Origin of the sequence: Chroogloeocystis siderophila 5.2 s.c.1 (assembly GCF_001904655.1) — a bacterium.
GTDB classification, from domain to species: Bacteria; Cyanobacteriota; Cyanobacteriia; order Cyanobacteriales; family Chroococcidiopsidaceae; genus Chroogloeocystis; species Chroogloeocystis siderophila.
On the sequence record NZ_MRCC01000001.1, the window covers coordinates 19893 to 37252 of the forward strand.

At 44.5% G+C, this 17360-nt stretch carries 16 protein-coding genes; 8 read left to right on the forward strand and 8 right to left on the reverse strand.

Annotated elements, in window-relative coordinates; genetic code table 11:
- Positions 1–212: 212 nt before the first annotated feature.
- The 4 genes from NIES1031_RS00090 to NIES1031_RS00100 all read left to right on the forward strand — a co-directional run bounded on the left by NIES1031_RS00090 (position 213) and on the right by NIES1031_RS00100 (position 4077).
- Positions 213–1226, forward strand: coding sequence for a LysR family transcriptional regulator (locus NIES1031_RS00090; protein WP_073547549.1), 1014 nt, complete (start codon positions 213–215; stop codon positions 1224–1226).
- A gap of 54 nt (positions 1227–1280) precedes the next feature.
- Entirely contained in the window at positions 1281–2645 is a 1365-nt protein-coding gene (locus tag NIES1031_RS00095; protein ID WP_073547550.1) for a serine/threonine-protein kinase, read from the forward strand.
- 137 nt (positions 2646–2782) lie between these two features.
- Positions 2783–2908 carry a hypothetical protein gene (locus tag NIES1031_RS23545; RefSeq protein ID WP_407919475.1) on the forward strand — a complete coding sequence of 42 codons (126 nt, stop codon included), beginning with the start codon at positions 2783–2785 and terminating at the stop codon, positions 2906–2908.
- Between the two features lie 107 nt (positions 2909–3015).
- Entirely contained in the window at positions 3016–4077 is a 1062-nt protein-coding gene (locus NIES1031_RS00100; RefSeq protein ID WP_073547551.1) for a substrate-binding domain-containing protein, read from the forward strand.
- A gap of 40 nt (positions 4078–4117) precedes the next feature.
- Here the strand turns inward: NIES1031_RS00100 and NIES1031_RS00105 are convergent, their stop codons facing one another.
- Entirely contained in the window at positions 4118–4837 is a 720-nt protein-coding gene (locus NIES1031_RS00105; RefSeq protein WP_015187219.1) for a Crp/Fnr family transcriptional regulator, read from the reverse strand.
- Between the two features lie 545 nt (positions 4838–5382).
- Between NIES1031_RS00105 and NIES1031_RS00110 the strand changes: the two genes are divergently transcribed.
- Complete coding sequence (locus NIES1031_RS00110; RefSeq protein WP_143167670.1) at positions 5383–6225, forward strand: DALR anticodon-binding domain-containing protein; 843 nt, start codon at positions 5383–5385, stop codon at positions 6223–6225.
- A 225-nt stretch (positions 6226–6450) separates the two neighbouring features.
- Here NIES1031_RS00110 and NIES1031_RS00115 read toward each other — a convergent pair whose 3' ends face one another.
- Positions 6451–7302: a Cof-type HAD-IIB family hydrolase gene (locus NIES1031_RS00115; RefSeq protein WP_236738657.1), complete on the reverse strand. Its 852-nt coding sequence runs from the start codon at positions 7300–7302 to the stop codon at positions 6451–6453.
- A 431-nt stretch (positions 7303–7733) separates the two neighbouring features.
- On the opposite strand from NIES1031_RS00115, the gene NIES1031_RS00120 reads away from it, so the two are divergent.
- Positions 7734–9023, forward strand: a complete 1290-nt coding sequence (locus NIES1031_RS00120; RefSeq protein ID WP_073547554.1) for a glycosyltransferase — start codon at positions 7734–7736, stop codon at positions 9021–9023.
- On the opposite strand, the gene NIES1031_RS00125 is transcribed toward NIES1031_RS00120, so the two are convergent.
- The 4 genes from NIES1031_RS00125 to NIES1031_RS00140 form a co-directional block, all read right to left on the reverse strand.
- Positions 8946–9542, reverse strand: coding sequence for a class I SAM-dependent DNA methyltransferase (locus NIES1031_RS00125; protein ID WP_073547555.1), 597 nt, complete (start codon positions 9540–9542; stop codon positions 8946–8948). The genes NIES1031_RS00120 and NIES1031_RS00125 overlap by 78 nt on opposite strands.
- The gene (locus NIES1031_RS00130; RefSeq protein ID WP_073547556.1) at positions 9542–10291 is read right to left on the reverse strand and encodes a PIG-L deacetylase family protein; all 750 of its coding nucleotides are present in this window, start codon (positions 10289–10291) and stop codon (positions 9542–9544) included. Before NIES1031_RS00130 ends, NIES1031_RS00125 begins: the two co-directional genes overlap by 1 nt.
- Positions 10288–11508: an acyl-CoA dehydrogenase family protein gene (locus tag NIES1031_RS00135; protein WP_084544212.1), complete on the reverse strand. Its 1221-nt coding sequence runs from the start codon at positions 11506–11508 to the stop codon at positions 10288–10290. Before NIES1031_RS00135 ends, NIES1031_RS00130 begins: the two co-directional genes overlap by 4 nt.
- 246 nt (positions 11509–11754) lie before the next feature.
- Positions 11755–12366 carry a hypothetical protein gene (locus NIES1031_RS00140; protein ID WP_073547557.1) on the reverse strand — a complete coding sequence of 204 codons (612 nt, stop codon included), beginning with the start codon at positions 12364–12366 and terminating at the stop codon, positions 11755–11757.
- 174 nt (positions 12367–12540) lie between these two features.
- On the opposite strand from NIES1031_RS00140, the gene rpsD reads away from it, so the two are divergent.
- Positions 12541–13149, forward strand: coding sequence for a 30S ribosomal protein S4 (gene rpsD / locus NIES1031_RS00145; RefSeq protein ID WP_015187211.1), 609 nt, complete (start codon positions 12541–12543; stop codon positions 13147–13149).
- 185 nt (positions 13150–13334) lie between these two features.
- Here rpsD and moaA read toward each other — a convergent pair whose 3' ends face one another.
- Positions 13335–14321 carry a GTP 3',8-cyclase MoaA gene (gene moaA, locus NIES1031_RS00150; protein ID WP_073547558.1) on the reverse strand — a complete coding sequence of 329 codons (987 nt, stop codon included), beginning with the start codon at positions 14319–14321 and terminating at the stop codon, positions 13335–13337.
- Positions 14322–14490: 169 nt separating this feature from the next.
- A complete protein-coding gene (locus NIES1031_RS00155; RefSeq protein ID WP_073547559.1) occupies positions 14491–15957 on the reverse strand; it encodes an MFS transporter in 1467 nt (488 codons plus the stop codon).
- A gap of 211 nt (positions 15958–16168) precedes the next feature.
- Between NIES1031_RS00155 and cbiD the strand changes: the two genes are divergently transcribed.
- On the forward strand, positions 16169–17278 hold the full coding sequence (gene cbiD, locus NIES1031_RS00160; RefSeq protein WP_073547560.1) for a cobalt-precorrin-5B (C(1))-methyltransferase CbiD: 1110 nt from the start codon (positions 16169–16171) through the stop codon (positions 17276–17278).
- The last annotated feature ends 82 nt before the right edge of the window (positions 17279–17360 follow it).

Consider the following 17360-nt stretch of genomic DNA (forward strand, 5'->3'; position numbering starts at 1 on the left):
GTAAATAAAATTGTTAGAAGAAAACTAGCGTCTAGTACAGCCAATAGCACAAAGTATTCAACAGGAGCGATTTAATCAGAATGAAATGAGTTGTGATAGTGTCAAGTTCTAGATTAAGTCTCCTAAATAAGCAGGCTATGAACCATTTAGGTGTGACCGTTAAGCCGAATTGGTTGCCTGAAGTCTCCTTTCATCTTCGTGGGTTTAGCCGTATGTCTGACCTTCCTTTTACTTTAGATCAGTTACGCATTCTCAAAGCGATCGCCGCCGAAGGGAGCTTCAAGCGTGCTGCTGATAGTCTATATGTCTCACAACCTGCTGTCAGTCTCCAAGTACAAAACTTAGAGCGACAGTTGGATGTTCCTTTATTCGACAGAGGAGGACGCCGAGCACAACTAACCGAAGCCGGTTATCTTCTGCTGAGCTATGGTGAGAAAATTCTCACACTTTGCCAGGAAACCTGTCGCGCCATTGAAGACCTGCAAAATCTCCAAGGCGGTACGCTGATCGTTGGTGCCTCGCAAACGACCGGAACGTATCTTTTACCACGGATGATCGGTTTATTTCGACAACAATATCCTGATGTGGCCGTGCAATTACACGTTCACTCAACACGCCGTACAGCTTGGAGTGTCGCGAATGGGCAAGTCGATCTTGCGATTATTGGTGGTGAAGTCCCATCTGAATTGCAAGATTCGCTAGAAATTATTCCCTATGCGGAAGATGAACTAGCACTGATATTGCCTGTATCGCACCCGTTTGCGAAGCTAGACACAATTTATAAAGACGATCTTTACAAGTTACAGTTCATTGCGCTCGACTCGCAATCAACAATTCGTAAAGTTATCGATCAAGTTTTGACGCGCTGCGATATTGATACGCGTCGTCTCAAAATCGAAATGGAACTCAATTCAATCGAAGCGATCAAAAATGCCGTGCAATCAGGGTTAGGTGCTGCTTTCGTTTCCATCACAGCGATCACTAAAGAATTGCAAATGGGAGGATTACACTGTGCCAATATTGAAGGTGTGGTTGTCAAGCGGACTTTATCGGTCATTGTTAACCCAAATCGTTACCGCTCAAAAGCCGCAGAAGCCTTTATCAACGAAATCTTACCGCAATTTGCTAAACCAGGTTGGAACAAAGATGTGTTGAAATCGCAACGACCAATTGTACCAGAAACTTTTGATGAAGAAGAAGTCACACCCCACCCCGCTGGTGGTTAATTGTGTGATGGGAATTTGGAGTGAAAACTATGCCTAGCCCCTGACCCCCCATTGATGAAAGTCTACTGCACTCGTTCCAGTTGCCCCCGCCCCCAAAATCATTTTGCGGATTTAGACGACAGCGCCACGTTAAAAACAATTCAACAAAAATACTGCACTGCCTGTGGGATGCCGTTGATTTTGGTGGGGCGCTATTTGCCGCTTCGTCTGCTCGGAAAAGGGGGCTTCGGTGCAGCTTTTTTGGCACGCGATCGCTATACTCCAGGAATGCGTCGCTGTGTTGTTAAGCAATTTCAACCTGCTGGCTATTTAACGCCAACTCAACTACAAATTGCACAGCAATTATTTGAACGGGAAGCCGCAGTTTTAGAGGAACTCGGCAGTCAAAACGACCAAATTCCTGACCTGTATGCCTTTTTTGAATTAACAGTACAGAGTTTGCAGCCTGGTGGACAAGACAAGTTTTTCTACTTGGTACAGGAATACATTGATGGCAAAAATTTAGAGGAGGAATTAGAAGAAAAAGGCAAGTTTTCACCCAATGAAGTCGTAGAAGTATTGCAAGCAATTCTGCCTGTACTGCAATTTGTTCACGAACACGGTTCGATTCATCGCGATATCAAACCTTCTAATATTATGCGCCATCGCAACGGGCGGCTCTATTTGCTCGATTTTGGTGCAGTCAAACAAGTCACAACCGCAGCTACGCAAACAAAAGGCTCGACAGGAATCTATTCGCAGGGATACGCGCCACCTGAACAAATGTCTGGCGGGGATGTTTATCCATCAACAGATTTGTATGCTTTAGCCGTTACTGCGCTGGTTTTACTCACGGGTAAAAAAACGGTTGAATTGTTTGATGTTTACAATAATCGCTGGCACTGGAGAACACACGCCGATATTGCCCCTGCGATCGCAGACATTCTCGATCGAATGCTGTCAATCACACCTAACCAACGCTTTCACTCTGCCCAAGAAGTATTAACCGCGATCGCTGCTGCGACAACCGCACCACCGCCAGTAACGTCACCTCCAACTCCAGCTACCGTACCCTACTTTCATCAACCAGCAGCATTTTCACTGTTGGAACTCTTAGCAGGTGCGGGACTAAGTGGCTTTGCTGGAGGATTGCTCGCAATCGCACTTTACAGCCTGGTGCAATCGTCGGCGATCGCACTGGGGGTAGCTGGATTAATTTTAGGAATGCTGATTATTGCCCAAACTCGACGTTGGCTTGATGCTAAAGATATATTAATTCTTGTCGGTATTCTATTGGCGATCATTTTATTTGTTCCAGCTTTACAGAGTGGATTAACAATACACAATATTTTGTTCTTAGCTTTAGTCGCAGGTGCAGCCGCGATCGCGCTGACAGCTTTATTTAGGCTGGTATACAAACTACTTGCTTCAATCTTTTAAGTCAATTGTGGCAGAGCAAGCTCGAAGAGCAATGGTCAACAACGTTAAGACATGATAGCAACTCAAAAACCTAGCCTTAACGAAATCTTAACTCTGACTCCTGAACCGTAGGTCTGCGCAAAGCGCGTTCTCTAAGGTTGTTTGTAGTTGTCAAACAAAATGAGCAAATCGATCAACCAGGAGGTGAAGCTTACGCTAACTTACTCCTCACCAATCAAGGACAAGAATTAATTAGGCAAGCAGGATTTGTCAGTATTCGCTAGAAAAAGCTAAAAATGTGAGGTAATTGGTAATAGGTAATCTTCTAATCACCAGCTACCAATGACCAGTCATTACTCTACGCTATGCACCCAGCTACTTATCAAATCCTATGTCTCAAAAGAATGAAACTGCCGTTCTTGTATTAACTTTTTTAATCACAGTAGGAATTGTCGGCGGTGGATTATGGTTGCTTGCCAATCGTGGTATCAATCTAGGAATACTCACTCAGCCGCAATCAAAAGATACCGCTACTGATGCCAATGCACCACCGCTGCTTTCAAGTGAATCTAGCAGTAATTTTGCCACAGTTCAAAATGTGCCTAATGGACTATTTAACTATGGTGGTAGTACGACTTGGGCACCAATTCGCTTAGCAGTTGACTCAGCAATTCAAGCGGCGCGACCAGAGTTTCGCTTACGCTATGTCGATCCTACGGGCGAAACACCAGGCTCAGCAAGCGGAATTCGGATGTTGATTGATGGGAGAATTGCTTTTGCACAGTCTTCTAGACCGTTAGTGGATCAAGAAATTGCCCGCGCGCAACAACGAGGCTTTGGTTTGAGCCAAGTAGCCGTTGCGATTGATGGATTGGCGATCGCTGTTAACCAGAATTTAAATCTTTCTGGACTGACGATCGAACAAGTTCGCGCAATTTACACTGGCAAAATTGCCAATTGGAATCAACTCGGTGGTCCAAATCTATCAATAGTACCGCTTTCGCGCCAAATGAGTGATGGTGGCACAGTTGAGTTTTTTGTGCAAGATATCCTTGCGAATCAATCATTCGGGTCTAATGTAGAATTTGTTGCCGACACAACTCAAGCGCTGCGCAGATTAGCGGTAACTCCTGGTGGTATTTACTATGCCTCAGCACCAGAAGTTGTCCCGCAATGTACCGTCAAATCCCTACCGATAGGGCGCGCATCAGGTGAATTTGTTCCGCCTTATCAAGTACCTTTTGTTCCTTTATCTCAATGCCCAAGATTACGTAATCGCCTCAATCTTGAAGCTTTTCAAACGGGTGACTATCCGATTACACGTAACTTGTTTGTCGTCGTCAAACAAAACGGTCAAACCGACGAGCAAGCTGGAAATGCTTATGCTAATTTTCTCCTGACAGGACAAGGGCAAGAACTGATCGAGCAAACGGGTTTTGTTAGAATTCGCTGACATTGTGCGTGTTAAGCGCATTGAGTCGCGCACGATAATTTTACCGTTTGGCAATATTCACTGACTCGGCTGGCAAACAAATTAAATTATCACCCTGAGTAATCAACAAGTTGCGTTGACGTAATTTACCCATCAACCGAGTAACAGTGACTCGTGTCGAACCAATTGCACTGCCTATTTGGGCGTGTGTCAGTGGAAATGGTAAGCAATAGCCACGCAGCACTTCCGGATCTTCTGGACTAAAAGACGGTTCGCCATACTCCTCAACCAAGAGTGTCAGAAATCCTAATAAACGATCAATTGTCCGTCGTTGTCCTAACGCACTCAGCCACAATAATTTTCGTTGGTGCTGATAACGAAAAGCATCGAGAACTTCGCGTCGAAAATGCGGCCAATTATCTAGATCGTGCCAGTACATCCACACTACGGAAGTTTGGTCAACATGAGCATAGGCTTGGAGTGTAAACGGTGATTGAGCAACAATTTCAAAGGGCTGTCCAGCACCAACAAAGCCTAAAAAAGCTTCCTCTGGAGTTCGGTTAACTCGGCGAGAAGTTAACTGGCTGGCTGTAGCGCTGACTTGGGCAGTACCGACAAGTCTAATTGCACCACGTTGTACTAAATACAGTAGCCCTGGCCGTGCAGGAATTCGCTCATCTTTGTTGAATGAACGAACTCGGTAGTGTTCTTGCGCCCAATCGAGAATTCGTTGCCAAGTCAAAAATGGTCTTGGTGTTTCTGAAAATGTTGGGGACTGCATAGATGGAGAATGCATAAGTCGAAGCATTTGGCTTTTAGCCGAAAACGTTACAACAAGATGCAGCCGTTACGGGTATGTTAATGCGACAAAGATCACTTAACAGACCAGTGTAATTATCGGCTACTAGTTAGCTTAACTCTACATTTGTTTTATAGGTCTTGCAAAGCAATCCTAGTATTAGATGTTACTTATTATTTACTAAATTTTGCAGTTTTTGATTTTAGTGATCGCGTATTTCAATCTTAAAGCAACCTAAAGTTTGGTAAAAGTGAAACATTCTCGATACAAGCAATGTCACTTCCAAAAGGACGACATCTTGCCTGGAATACTTATCCTTACAAATTATTCTGTCAGTGATCTTCGTCACAATAAATATGTAATAAAAATCACTTAATGTTCTCAGTAAAATTTTGGTAGCGATTGTAACTCACTAAGTATGAAGCCATAACCGCGCTACGCTGTAGATCTGTACAAGCAATAATCAGTGACATATTTTGAGTTGTTTTAACGATGACCGTTTATAACAAATTTTAGAGTGAACTTCTTTGTCATCCGCTGACTATCGTGTAATTAAACAAGTGTTATTGCCGCACCTGCAAGTAGCACTCAATTTATACTTACTAAATTACAGACTGGCACTACAGCCGCAACTGAATGTTTCTTGGTGCCAAAAAAAAGACTGTGGATTTACTTATGTATGGGCGATCGCTTTGCATCTGAGTGCAATACAAAAGCTACCGGCGATCCAAATTGCGATGAGATTGATTGACTTCATTAACACTAAAGCAATTGCGGATGACATACGGCAAAAATTAGCAACAGAAAATACTGGCTCAACATTGATCGCTACGCGTATAGTATCGCCAGGGCTAATTTATTTAGAATTAACAGATTGCGCGATCGCAGCTTGGCTACAGTACTCAATAACACATCCTCCAAAGAGGGAAACATATTGCCTACAAAAAGAAAATAATATCCCCTCTTCCTTTACACTTCAATATACTCATGCTCGTTGTTACTCAGTATTAAAGCTAGCTGTGCGTGAAGAGATACTTCCACCCGCGCTTACACCAATTTTTTTTCTAGATTCTCAACAACAACTTATTTGTCACCATGCAGCTGAGCAGGCTTTAATTAAGCAGTTATTAGTGTCATTTGATAACTTATACTGTCCCAGTCCTAACTTTAAACCGCACTGGGAAAAAATAGCAGTTGATTTATGTCAAGCTTGGCAAACTTTTTATGCCTACTGTCGGATTTGGGGTGAAGTTAGACGCGATCATCTACATCTAGCGCAAGCACGATTGGGCTTAACGCTATTGACTCAACGTCTTTTAGCTGTACTCCTAAACGACAAGTTGGGAATTTATGCACCAACCGAACTATAGGATAAAAGCCGTTTATAATATTTGTAACTTCTGCCTTTAGATAGAAAATTTTGTGTAAGGCAGTGACAAATAAACAGAGTTCATATAATATTGCAAGTGTGTGAGGAGCGAACCAGTCAGGGTACCGAGACGAAACACGGCCAGTCGTCGGTACCCTTTCTGAGTTTGTAAGGATTGTTACAAAATAACGTATGCCTTTCAAAGCTTTTAATTAACTGGCAACGATTAAATTGCCTTATCTCGCAAAATAAATTCTTCAATTGCTGCTGCTACGCCATCTTCTTCAACAGTTGGCGCTACCCATTGCGCAATATCTTTAACTGCTGACGGTGCATTACCCATGGCAACGCCAATCCCTGCATATTCCAGCATTTCCACATCATTAAAATTATCGCCAACTGTCATCACGTTTGCCGCTTGAATACCTAAGCATTCTTCGGCTAAGTAACGCACGGCCGCCGCTTTATTGACTAATGGATTAGTTGCTTCAAAAAAAGTCGCAACTGATTTTGTCATGTACAGTTCCGCTGGCGTGTATCGCTGGCGCAAACTGCCTAAAAGACGATCAATCAAAGCAATATCATCGCTGAGGGCTAACACTTTTGTGGGTTCGTCGATGAGAACTTGACGCAAATCACCAACAGCAATTGGTTCAATTCCCGAACGTTCTGAGTAGAGTTGAGTTTCTGGGGTGAGTTCGCGCACATATAGGCGATCGCGGATATAAAAGTGAACCGATAGTAGTGATCGCAGTTGCGGTTGCTCAAAGTAATCTAACAGCTGATGCGCAGTTGCTTTGGCAACGGGTAAATGACGATGCATTTTTTGCGTATGCGGATCTTGAATCCAAGCGCCCTGGTACGCTAACAATGGCATTGTTGAGTTAATATCTTCATGAAAGCGTAAGGCAGAGCAATACATTCGACCTGTCGCTAGTGCGACTTCAACACCTTTAGCTTTTGCCGCAGCGATCGCATGACGTACCGCAGGGCGAATTGTGTTTGATTCTCCGGCGATTGTACCATCGATATCGAGTACCAGCAGTTTTATTTGAGTTTTGAATTGGTAATTGGTCATTGGAAATTGATAATTGAAACTCCCCATCACCTCGTTTTTTGATTTTCTGTGCTAGGAATAGGTGACATCAAATCGCTTACATCTACTTAACTTAATTTTTTAGTACTATCAAAAAAATTATCTAGTTACAGAAAAAACACCAAAGACTTTCACTGTCAAAGTATAAATGAAATTAGCTGATGCTTGCTATTGCTGGCAATATGTGGTTTACCAAAGTGTAATTTGATTTATAGCTTTAGCGGTTATTCTTATCATTTCATTTTTGGTGCTCAAACTTTAAATTAACTGAGTGAAATTGTGTTGATTGGTTGTAGTAGAAAATACCTAAGATTGACGTTGTTAATATAACAAAATCAGCTTAAAAGTAGATTAAAAATAAAGTAGAAATCGATACACTGAGGCAATTGCTGTAGGTATAGGAATAAATTAATATGCAGGGGATTGAGCGTTTTGGGAAGCAAACAGCAGCCCATGCGGATGCAGTGTTAGAGGAAGCATCTGTTGAGCCTTTAGTCGTCGAGCCTCCTGCTATAGAATGCGAAGTATGCGTTGTTGTGCCAGTGCGAGATGAAGCTGAACACTTAGTTGCGACCCTCAATGCCTTAGCACATCAAATCAATTTACACGGCAAACCACTGCATCACAGCCGCTACGAAATTATTCTACTAGCGAACAACTGTTGTGATGATTCGGTAGCGATCGCGCGAAAATTTGCTCAGCAACACGCATCATTAGCACTCCACGTCGTAGAAATCACCTTGCCCAAACCGGAAGCGTATATCGGTAAAGTGCGGCGTCTTTTGATGAATGAAGCGTATCGTCGCTTGATGAGTATTGGACGCGATCGCGGCGTGATTGCTTCAACCGATGGCGATACTCGCGTAGCCCCGACTTGGATCGCTGCTACATTAGAGGAAATCACTCGCGGTGCGGATGCTGTTGGCGGGAGAATTATTACAGATTGTGCCGAACGCAGTCGATTAGATCCTTATGCACGGTTATGTTACTTGCGTGAAGTAGGCTATCGCTATCTCTTAACCGAACTCGAAACTTATCTCGATCCTGAACCGTGCGAATCCTGGCCTCGGCATTATCAGCATTATGGTGCAAGTGTAGCCGTAACAGCCCAAATGTATGCTCGTGTAGGTGGGATACCTGCGGTACGAACACCCGAAGATGTTGCTTTCTATCAGGCATTATTACGCGTTGATGCAAGATTTCGTCATAGTCCAGCGGTGAAAGTCATCACTTCAGCACGACAAACCGGACGCGCCAAAAATGGCTTAGCAAATCAGTTACGCGAATGGACGGCGATGGGACACAAACATCAGCCGTTTATTGTTGAATCTGTAGCACGAAGCGAACAAAAACTGCAAGCACGTCGGAAGTTACGATCGCTGTGGATGCGATCGCGTTTTCACCAACTCAGTGATTATGAAATGGCACAGTGCGCACACGAATGGGGAGTTTCGCTAGCTTGGCTAACCGCAGAATTGCATCAGTCGCCTACGTTTGGTTTATTGCTAGAACGCGTCAAAGAAAAACAAGCTATTGAGTTAGAACGAGACTCTCACCAAGAAATTTCTCAAGCAATCGCTGATCTGCGATCGCGTTTAAGTCACTTACGCAAAACTCCAATTCATCTAAACCCGCTCGAACAAGTCAAGCCGATATTGATCTTCCCGCTGTCCGTGCAAATGCCGCAAGTGCGAATCGGTTAGTTCCATAAACGAATCGTGAACTTCATCGCCCCACAATGGGTAATCTTCGGCATATAGCGTCCAGTGGACAAGCAGCAAATGCCCTCCTGATTCTAGATGCTCTAGAATCAATTTTTGCGCTTTTCTTAAATCATCCCGCGATAAGTAATAACCAACTTCGGAAACTAAAGTTAAATCAAAAGTTCCTTGCGGGTAATCAAGTGGCACTTGCATCAGTTGAAACTTAACATGAGGTTGATGCTGACAGCGCTTTATGGCGCGATTCAAAGCAACTTCCGATGCATCAATAGAAAACAGTGAATCGCAACGTTCGGCTAAACGCGAAGTCAGAACACCAATCGAACAACCAATTTCGAGCGCAGAGCGGTAGCGTTGTTTTGGTAGCGCGGCTAGAGTATTTGCGTATTTATTCGCCTCATATTCACTCGTCTCAAACTGCCAAGGATCTTCATCAGCAGTATAGAGATCGTTAAAATATTGAGGTTGCAGCGACTTCATAGGTGGCTTTGGTTGATTCATTAGGTTTGCTCCAAGTAAAGTTCCCAAGGATGGGCAAAGTTTGCCAGCATTTCTGGTGTTAAACGAAAACCCTCTGGGTCATCGTCAATTAAATCAGTTGTTTGCGAACGATATGCCGTGATCGCCTGTTGTTTTAAATCGACGACTGTACCGATATCTAACCGCCACGGCTTAATATTTGGGGGTAAATTGCTATTTTTGCGCTGTAAAGGATCCCAATCCCAAATCAGATATTCAATTTGCCGCAGTGATAAATTTGCCGTGTCAATTGCGGTTGTGAGGAGTTCCCAAGTCGCACGGTGATCGGGGTGCGGATCAAATCGCCAAGGTAGAAAGATTGTTTGTACATCACGGCTGGATAGGTAGTCTCGCAGGCGAGTCACCGCAAAATTAAAATCAGCGCTATTTCTATTAGGAACAGCACCATCTTGAAGGCAGAAAAATGTCACTGCGACTTTATCACCAAGCACCGCGAGTGCAGCGCGAGTTTCACTTTCACGTAAGTCTCTTAAGGCGGGTGCAGGGTAGCGACGCGAGTTAGGATGCGATCGAGTACCATCACTGATAATAAGGACCTCTACAGAAACGCCAAGCTGCTGTAATAAAGCGATCGCCCCACCACATCCAAGCGATTCATCATCAGGATGTGGCGCAACAATCAGCGTCGAACCAAAATCAGCGATCGCACTTGCGGGATAGAGTGGTATTTGCTCTGGAGCTAATAACGCTTGCGACACAATCTGAGTCATAGCATCCACAGCGAACTTGCAGGTTGGTCACTTCCTAACGCGTATTGCCCGACATTCGCGATCGCCGCATCAAATGCGGGTTGGCGTAGGTACAACGTCAAGTCACGAATAACGCGTTCTATTGGATTTGGTGGGAGTAAGCCGCGAGTACCAACACAGCGTTCACATAACTGCATCACATCCATACAAATTTGTTCGATCGCGGTGCGTACCATATTGGCATAGGCAACAATTTTGCTGGCTTGGGGATGGACTTCAGCCGCATAACCACCAAATACTGGCGCGTACTCATCGACTAAAGTTGCTGCACCGCGCAGCCAAAGATGCCCACTTTCGATAGCGATCGCCATTTTTCCTAAACGTTCTTCTTGGTAAGGATCGTGCGTCCGATTAAGTGACTGTAAATATTCCCGCGTTAAATTAAACAACGCTTCTGCACCACCAAGTTGCACCGCCGCAAAGCGAACCACGCCGCCTGTTAGCCAGGGTTGACGGAAATAATCGCCAGGATTGCCGATCACGTAAAGTGGGGCAAGTTCCACACCTGTAAAATCTACTTTGTAACTCGCCGATGCACGCATTCCTGAAGGTTGCCACCAGTTAGGATCGACAATAGTTTTGACTTCATCCATCGGCACAATACACATTTGCCAACTACCATCAGGTAGCGCCCCATTCACAAATGGACGTTCGACAAAACCACAACCCGAAGCAAAAGTTTTCGAGCCTTCTAGCCGATACTTGCCATTGGCTAACGGAATCACTTTGACACCATCAGCAGCTTCAGCATTCCAGACACCAAACATTTTATGGCGATCGCGTGCGGCTTCCGCAAAAGCCTCAATTTGTTCGGGAGTGCCAAACGTGTTAATCAGTTGTAGCGCATTAACATGACCTTCATAAACGCGTCCAACAGATAAATTACCGCGACCTAATTGTTTAAGTAACAGCAATAAAGGTAGCGTTTTACCTGCTTGTATCCCTAAACCTAACCCGCCTAATTCGCGAGGTAATGGTGCGCTCAAGAGTTTTGCTTGCGCAATGAGTTCAAATTCCTTTGCGGGAAAGGCTCCACTACAATCTACCGTCGCAGCGTTAGCAAATGCAAAATCAGCGATCTCGACAACCCGCGATAAAATTTCTGCAATTGCTGGCTCGTGCCAACTATCAGGGATAACGCTGAGTGAAAGTTGTGTAGTAATAATATCCTCCTTCAAGTCCTTGCCATAACCAAGAGCGCAAATCGCACAGCTAAAGGCTTTTTGGTATTTATTATCACTGTCGCACTACAACTTATGCTCATTCCTGAGGTAGAGCTTGTCAGTTTATAGTAGGGGTCAGAGATCAGAGGTCAGGGGTTAGGGAAATCACTACGAGCTTTTATGTTGTCCTAACTCTTCTGGCTAGGGCTATAACTAGCAGAAAAAATATTTTCCCTTGCACCTCTGTTCTCCTGGTCTAACTCACGGAGTCACTGGCGTCGTCGGTGGTGGAGAAGGTTGAGCCTCTGGTGGTACTGGGCTGACGGGTTCGGGAGTTGTTTGAATTGCAGGTGTTTGCCCTTCTGGGATAAACGTAGGAGAAAGATTTCCTATCGGATCGCTAGCATCGATACAGCTATCCATCGCTTGAACAGGCGTAAAATTAATTTCGCTGCGCAAACCAACAACGCATTCAGCAAAGCGTACTGGCAATAAGCTACGACCGCAGTAATCTAAAACATTCGCCGGTTGTTGTTCACTCGTTTGGCTGATTCCGACGACACAAGCGGCTAAATCATCTTGACGGCGTACTTGTCTACACGTTGCCAGTGCATCGGTTGCGGCAATTTCTGTGCGCTGATCAATGCTTAAAACACAACTCGATAGCGATCGCGGATTGAGTGCTGCGGCACAAGCGTTAGCTGCGGCAACATCGGTAATACCAACACTCAAAAGACGGGCAGTACAAACACGAAAGCTATTGCGGTAAGAAGTTGTAATTGTTGCCGTAGCGCTAGGAACAGTAGACATGACGAGTGCTGCAACAGCTAAAGGAGTAGCAGCGACACGAATACGCTTTTTTTCTATTGCCATATCACCTTCACTTGAATTAGTATTTCAAAGCGATAAAATTTTATTTTCCGCTATATTAAAGCCCAGATGAGCCTTTGATGGAGTTTTATTGACGCTTAATTTTGCCAATCTGATTATTACAGATTTATAATGGTCAATTTGGGAGAAGTTTGACAAGGTAGTAAAGAGGAACTTATGTCCCGATACAGAGGACCAAGATTAAGAGTTGTTCGCCGCTTAGGAGAGTTACCAGGATTAACTCGTAAAAGCGCTCGTCGTTCATATCCACCAGGACAGCACGGACAAAACCGTAAGAAGCGTTCTGAATATGCTGTTCGTCTAGAAGAGAAGCAGAAGCTACGTTTTAACTACGGTTTGACCGAAAAGCAGTTGTTACGTTACGTCCGCCGTGCTAGACGCGTGACTGGCTCAACAGGACAAGTTCTATTGCAACTATTAGAAATGCGGCTGGATAACACGGTTTTCCGTATGGGAATGGCGCCGACGATTCCTGCTGCACGGCAATTAGTGAATCACGGTCATATCACAGTTAACGGTCGAGTTGTCGATATTGCAAGTTATCAGTGTCGTCCTGGCGACGAGATTAAAGTCAGAGACCGCGAAGCTTCACGTAAATTAGTAGAAAATAATCTACAATATCCAGGCCTTGCTAACCTTCCTAGCCATCTAGAGTTTGATAAAAACAAGCTCGAAGGTAGAGTGAATAGTTTGGTTGAGCGCGAGTGGGTGGCGCTACAAGTTAACGAGTTGTTGGTTGTTGAGTACTACTCACGACAAGCATAACGATTTTGGATTTTGGATTTTGGATTATTAGCCTAGCGAGTAAAGTTGCGGCTTAACAGGCTAAGTCCACCTTCGCAGATTAAAGAATCTTTTTACAAACCTACGAAGGTAAGTTTTGTTTGATAACTGCGGTTTCAACCGCTAGGTTTTCAATAATCGCAGTCAATCCAAAATCTGAAATTGAATTAACCTCCAATTTGTGACATTGTGCGGCTGTATGCACCAGTTATTCCTGATTCGCGCTGTTTAAAGTTGATTTCAGGTTTAATTGCGAGCAGTTGACGTAATTCTTTGCGTAACTGTGCCATATCAGCACCAGCGCGTAAGGGCGTTTTGAGGTCGATTTGATGACCTTCATTGAGTAGGCACGGACGTAACCAGCCATCGGCAGAAAGCCGCATCCGGTTGCAGCGATCGCAAAAACATTCGGACATCTGACTAATAAATCCCAACGTCCCTTTAGCCCCAGGAATCTGAAAGACATCCGCAGGTCCGTTACCACGCACTTGCGATTCTGTCAAGCCGAACGAATCGCGAATGCGTTGGCGGAGTTCTTCGGAAGCAATCCAGCCGCGATCGCCAAAAAGTTGCGAATTGCCAATTGGCATAAATTCAATAAAGCGGACGTGCCATTGACGGTCAATCGTTAAGGCAGCAAGGTCGAGAACTTCGTGGTCATTCACACCAGGAATGACTACTACATTAAGTTTTAAAGGATCAAAACCAACTTGATACGCACTTTGAATACCTTGCCAAACTTGTTGCCAGCGTGAACGACTGCGATTGCCAATAATTTGGTCAAAAGTGTCAGGCTCGAGCGAATCTAGACTAATATTAATCCGCCGCAGTCCGGCATCGTAAAGCGCTTGTGCCATTCCCGCGAGCAAAAAACCATTAGTTGTCATCGCTAGGTCTTGAGTTTGAGGAAAAGCAGCGATCGCGCGGACAATTTCAATGACCCCAGGACGCAGTAACGGTTCTCCGCCCGTTAACCGAAACCGCGTAAAGCCAACGGGAATAAAGACTTCTTCAATTAAGCTGAGTAATTCTGCATCAGTTAATAGCTGTTGCCGCAAAATATAATCTAACTCAGCACCTTCCGGCATACAGTACTGACACCGGAAGTTACAGCGGTCGATTAAGCTGATCCGGAGGTAGTCTACTGCATTCATAATGATTAGTGGCTAGTTGACAGTGGAAGAGTAGGAGTGTGGGAGCGTTGTAGAGTGGAAGTCTGGGCGTATGAGAGTGTGGGAGAGACGAAAATGCTATTTTTCCTGTCTACCCGCCTACCCTCTTTCCTTTAGCTTGCTCAGATCTTATTCGCCTGACTCCTAATTCTTATTCTGAATGATCGCCAATTTCTCCAACAGGAACAGGTGCGAGTTGTGGTTGAAAGGGAAGCAAGTTGCGCAGAATCTTGAGAACTGATTGACTGCGTGGTTCGCGGACAAAAACAAGTGGCAAGAGTGCCATTAACCGGACGAGCACCGAAAGCGCAAATAAGCCAGGTAAACCACCAATTATCGACAGTTGGGCGAGAAAGCCGCCTGTAGTTGTGCCAAAAGCGCCACAAACGCCAGATATTGCTGCTGCAATCGCAAAGTATTTTGATGGATGTTCGACGGGAGCAACTTCCATCTGAATATTATTGCTACATAAATCAATTGCTGCCCAAGTTCCACCACTGAAGATGTGAATCAAGGGCAACCAAATCCAGCGCGACAGCGAATCACTACCAGCCCCCAACCAAAATATAGGTGTAATTGCGGCTAAGATACCGACAAGAATCAGCAAAGGACGATTGCCGATGCGATCTGCCATTTTGCCCCACAGTACCAACATCACAAGGTTTGCCCCTGCCGTCAAACTCGTGTAGGTTGTTACCCAGCTTAAATTAAGATGCAAATTATCCAACAAATACAAATTAAAAAACGGCGCGCTCAAGTTAACTGCAAACGTCCACAAGCCAAAGTAAAGTAAAAACTTTAAAAAATTAGCATCTTGAAAAATACTTACTTGTAAACGCGAACTTTCATCAACAACGTTTAAAGTCTCAGCAGTCTTTGCTTTAGCGCGATACGAAGCAGCATCTCTCGGTTGTAGCGGATTGACATCTGCCATAAAAAACTGGCATCCCAGGCTAATTAATCCAGCCACGATACCTAAAAACAGCACGACGCCATAACCTTGAATACTGCTGTGAGGCCATGCAGAAACTGCAAAACCAAAGATGGGTACGCTAAGTAACGTTGTCAGGCTGCTGGCACTATTACGAAAGCCAAAGTAACGTCCGCGCAGGCGATGGGGAACTAGCGCTGCCATCCAGCTTACCCACGACGAACCGCCCAAGGCATTCAGGATATGCGTTACTAGCACCATGCCTAACGTCCAGCTAACAAGTTGATGTAGATTGGCTCCCGACCAACATACCCAACCAATGCCGACAACTAAAATTAACCATAGTAGCCGAGATACGCCGAAAATACATAAGCAATAGTTATGGCGACTTGTGGTTCTGTCGGCAAAGTAAGCTCCTAAAGGCTGTAGTAAATTGACTACCATGGGAATCGACGAGAGCATCCCAATCTCTACAGAACTTGCCCCCAATTGTAAAAGAAAATTGGTGAGCAAGACGCCACTGGTAATGCTAGAGAATATTGCTGCAAAGATTCCATCAAGCGTTGATGCTCTAAGGCTTGTCCGAATTTCTTGCAGCGAAATTTTGGGCGGTAGTTCGCTGGGTAATACCGCTATCGCGTGATGGTGTTCTCTAATTTCTATGGTGGGAGGAGAGATGGTTTCCACTAGGCATTATCCAAGTTTGAGAGCAGCTTTGGCTTAGTCAACTACACAACGAAGGCAGTGTAGCAAGATACGTTTCTCAATCTATTGAAACAAAAAATAAAGATAATATTCTCTCTGTCGTTGGTTACAATTACAAATCTTTGGAAGCAAGGAAGAGGTTAGGGTAATTAAGAATAAAGTTCTACTTACTCACTGCCAGTTGTGATTGTTTATGAATTCTGGTGAAATTCGTTCTGGATACACGTTGCCGGTGTTTGCTTGTGCGGCTGCGATCGCAGCTTTGCATTGGCTACACAACAAGCAAGATATGACATCCGTTGACGTCAATCTCATTCATCCCGCAGAAACCGTAGAAATTCCGATTGAACAAGTTTCAGGAATTGCGCACGGTGCGTTGGCGATTACGCGTAGCGACCCGGGTGATAACCTTGATTTAACTCGAAATACGCCGATTTGGGCATTGGTAGAACTGCGTGAGAACCAAGAGCAAGCGATCGTCATTCAAGGCGGTGAAGGAATCGGTAAGCTGAGGGCGACAAAAGAAGCGGCGATTTATAGCTATGCTCAGCAATTGATCCAAGAGAATTTAACGCAGTTATTACAACCAGGCGAAAAAATCACCGTGACGATTATTCTCCCTGAAGGAAGACAACTAGCCGAGCGGACGTCGAATGCTGCATTCGGGGTTGTCGAAGGACTATCTTTATTAGGAACGAGTGGAATTGCCCAGCCATTAAGCGCTCCTGGGCAACTCGAAGCCTTCCGCGAGGAATTACAGGCTAAAAGTCATTTTGATTGTTTGGTGTTCTGTATTGGGGAAAATGGCTTGGATTTAGCAACACAAATGGGAATTGATTCTGACCGATTAGTGAAAACTGCAAATTGGCTTGGACCTTTACTTGTGGAAGCTGCGGTACAACAAATAAAAGCAATTTTACTCTTTGGTTATCACGGTAAGCTAATAAAACTTGCAGGGGGGATTTTTCACACACATCACCACCTTGCCGATGGACGGCGCGAGATTTTAACGGCGTATGCAGCCAACGGAGGTTTACCGACACAAGTGCTACAAACTTTATTTACAAGTTCTACAACAGAAGCTGCACTGAAGTATTTGCGAGAAGTAGACGCACAAGAAGGCAGCAACTGGGTAAATACTGTATACACTGCGATCGCCCACAGCATTGATCGCCGCGCTCAAGAATATATTTTTAAACACAGCACGCGTCAACTTCAGGTTGGTTCAGTATTATTTGACCGCGATCGCCAAATCATCGTCAAAAGTGAAATAGGTTCCACTTTGCTCGCCCATTTGTGTTAACTTAAGAAAAATATATATTAGGTACCAATAAATAGCTTTTTAGGGATCTATCGCCTGGTAGGTGTTTAATAGTACGTACTAC

What these genes read in the sequence shown, in the direction of transcription:
- NIES1031_RS00090 (WP_073547549.1), top strand. Translation starts at nt 213, where the DNA reads ATGTCTGACCTTCCTTTTACTTTAGATCAGTTACGCATTCTCAAAGCG.
- NIES1031_RS00095 (WP_073547550.1), top strand. Translation starts at nt 1,281, where the DNA reads ATGAAAGTCTACTGCACTCGTTCCAGTTGCCCCCGCCCCCAAAATCAT.
- NIES1031_RS00100 (WP_073547551.1), top strand. Translation starts at nt 3,016, where the DNA reads ATGTCTCAAAAGAATGAAACTGCCGTTCTTGTATTAACTTTTTTAATC.
- NIES1031_RS00105 (WP_015187219.1), bottom strand. Translation starts at nt 4,837, where the DNA reads ATGCAGTCCCCAACATTTTCAGAAACACCAAGACCATTTTTGACTTGG.
- NIES1031_RS00115 (WP_236738657.1), bottom strand. Translation starts at nt 7,302, where the DNA reads ATGACCAATTACCAATTCAAAACTCAAATAAAACTGCTGGTACTCGAT.
- NIES1031_RS00120 (WP_073547554.1), top strand. Translation starts at nt 7,734, where the DNA reads ATGCAGGGGATTGAGCGTTTTGGGAAGCAAACAGCAGCCCATGCGGAT.
- NIES1031_RS00125 (WP_073547555.1), bottom strand. Translation starts at nt 9,542, where the DNA reads ATGAATCAACCAAAGCCACCTATGAAGTCGCTGCAACCTCAATATTTT.
- NIES1031_RS00130 (WP_073547556.1), bottom strand. Translation starts at nt 10,291, where the DNA reads ATGACTCAGATTGTGTCGCAAGCGTTATTAGCTCCAGAGCAAATACCA.
- NIES1031_RS00140 (WP_073547557.1), bottom strand. Translation starts at nt 12,366, where the DNA reads ATGGCAATAGAAAAAAAGCGTATTCGTGTCGCTGCTACTCCTTTAGCT.
- rpsD (WP_015187211.1), top strand. Translation starts at nt 12,541, where the DNA reads ATGTCCCGATACAGAGGACCAAGATTAAGAGTTGTTCGCCGCTTAGGA.
- moaA (WP_073547558.1), bottom strand. Translation starts at nt 14,321, where the DNA reads ATGAATGCAGTAGACTACCTCCGGATCAGCTTAATCGACCGCTGTAAC.
- cbiD (WP_073547560.1), top strand. Translation starts at nt 16,169, where the DNA reads ATGAATTCTGGTGAAATTCGTTCTGGATACACGTTGCCGGTGTTTGCT.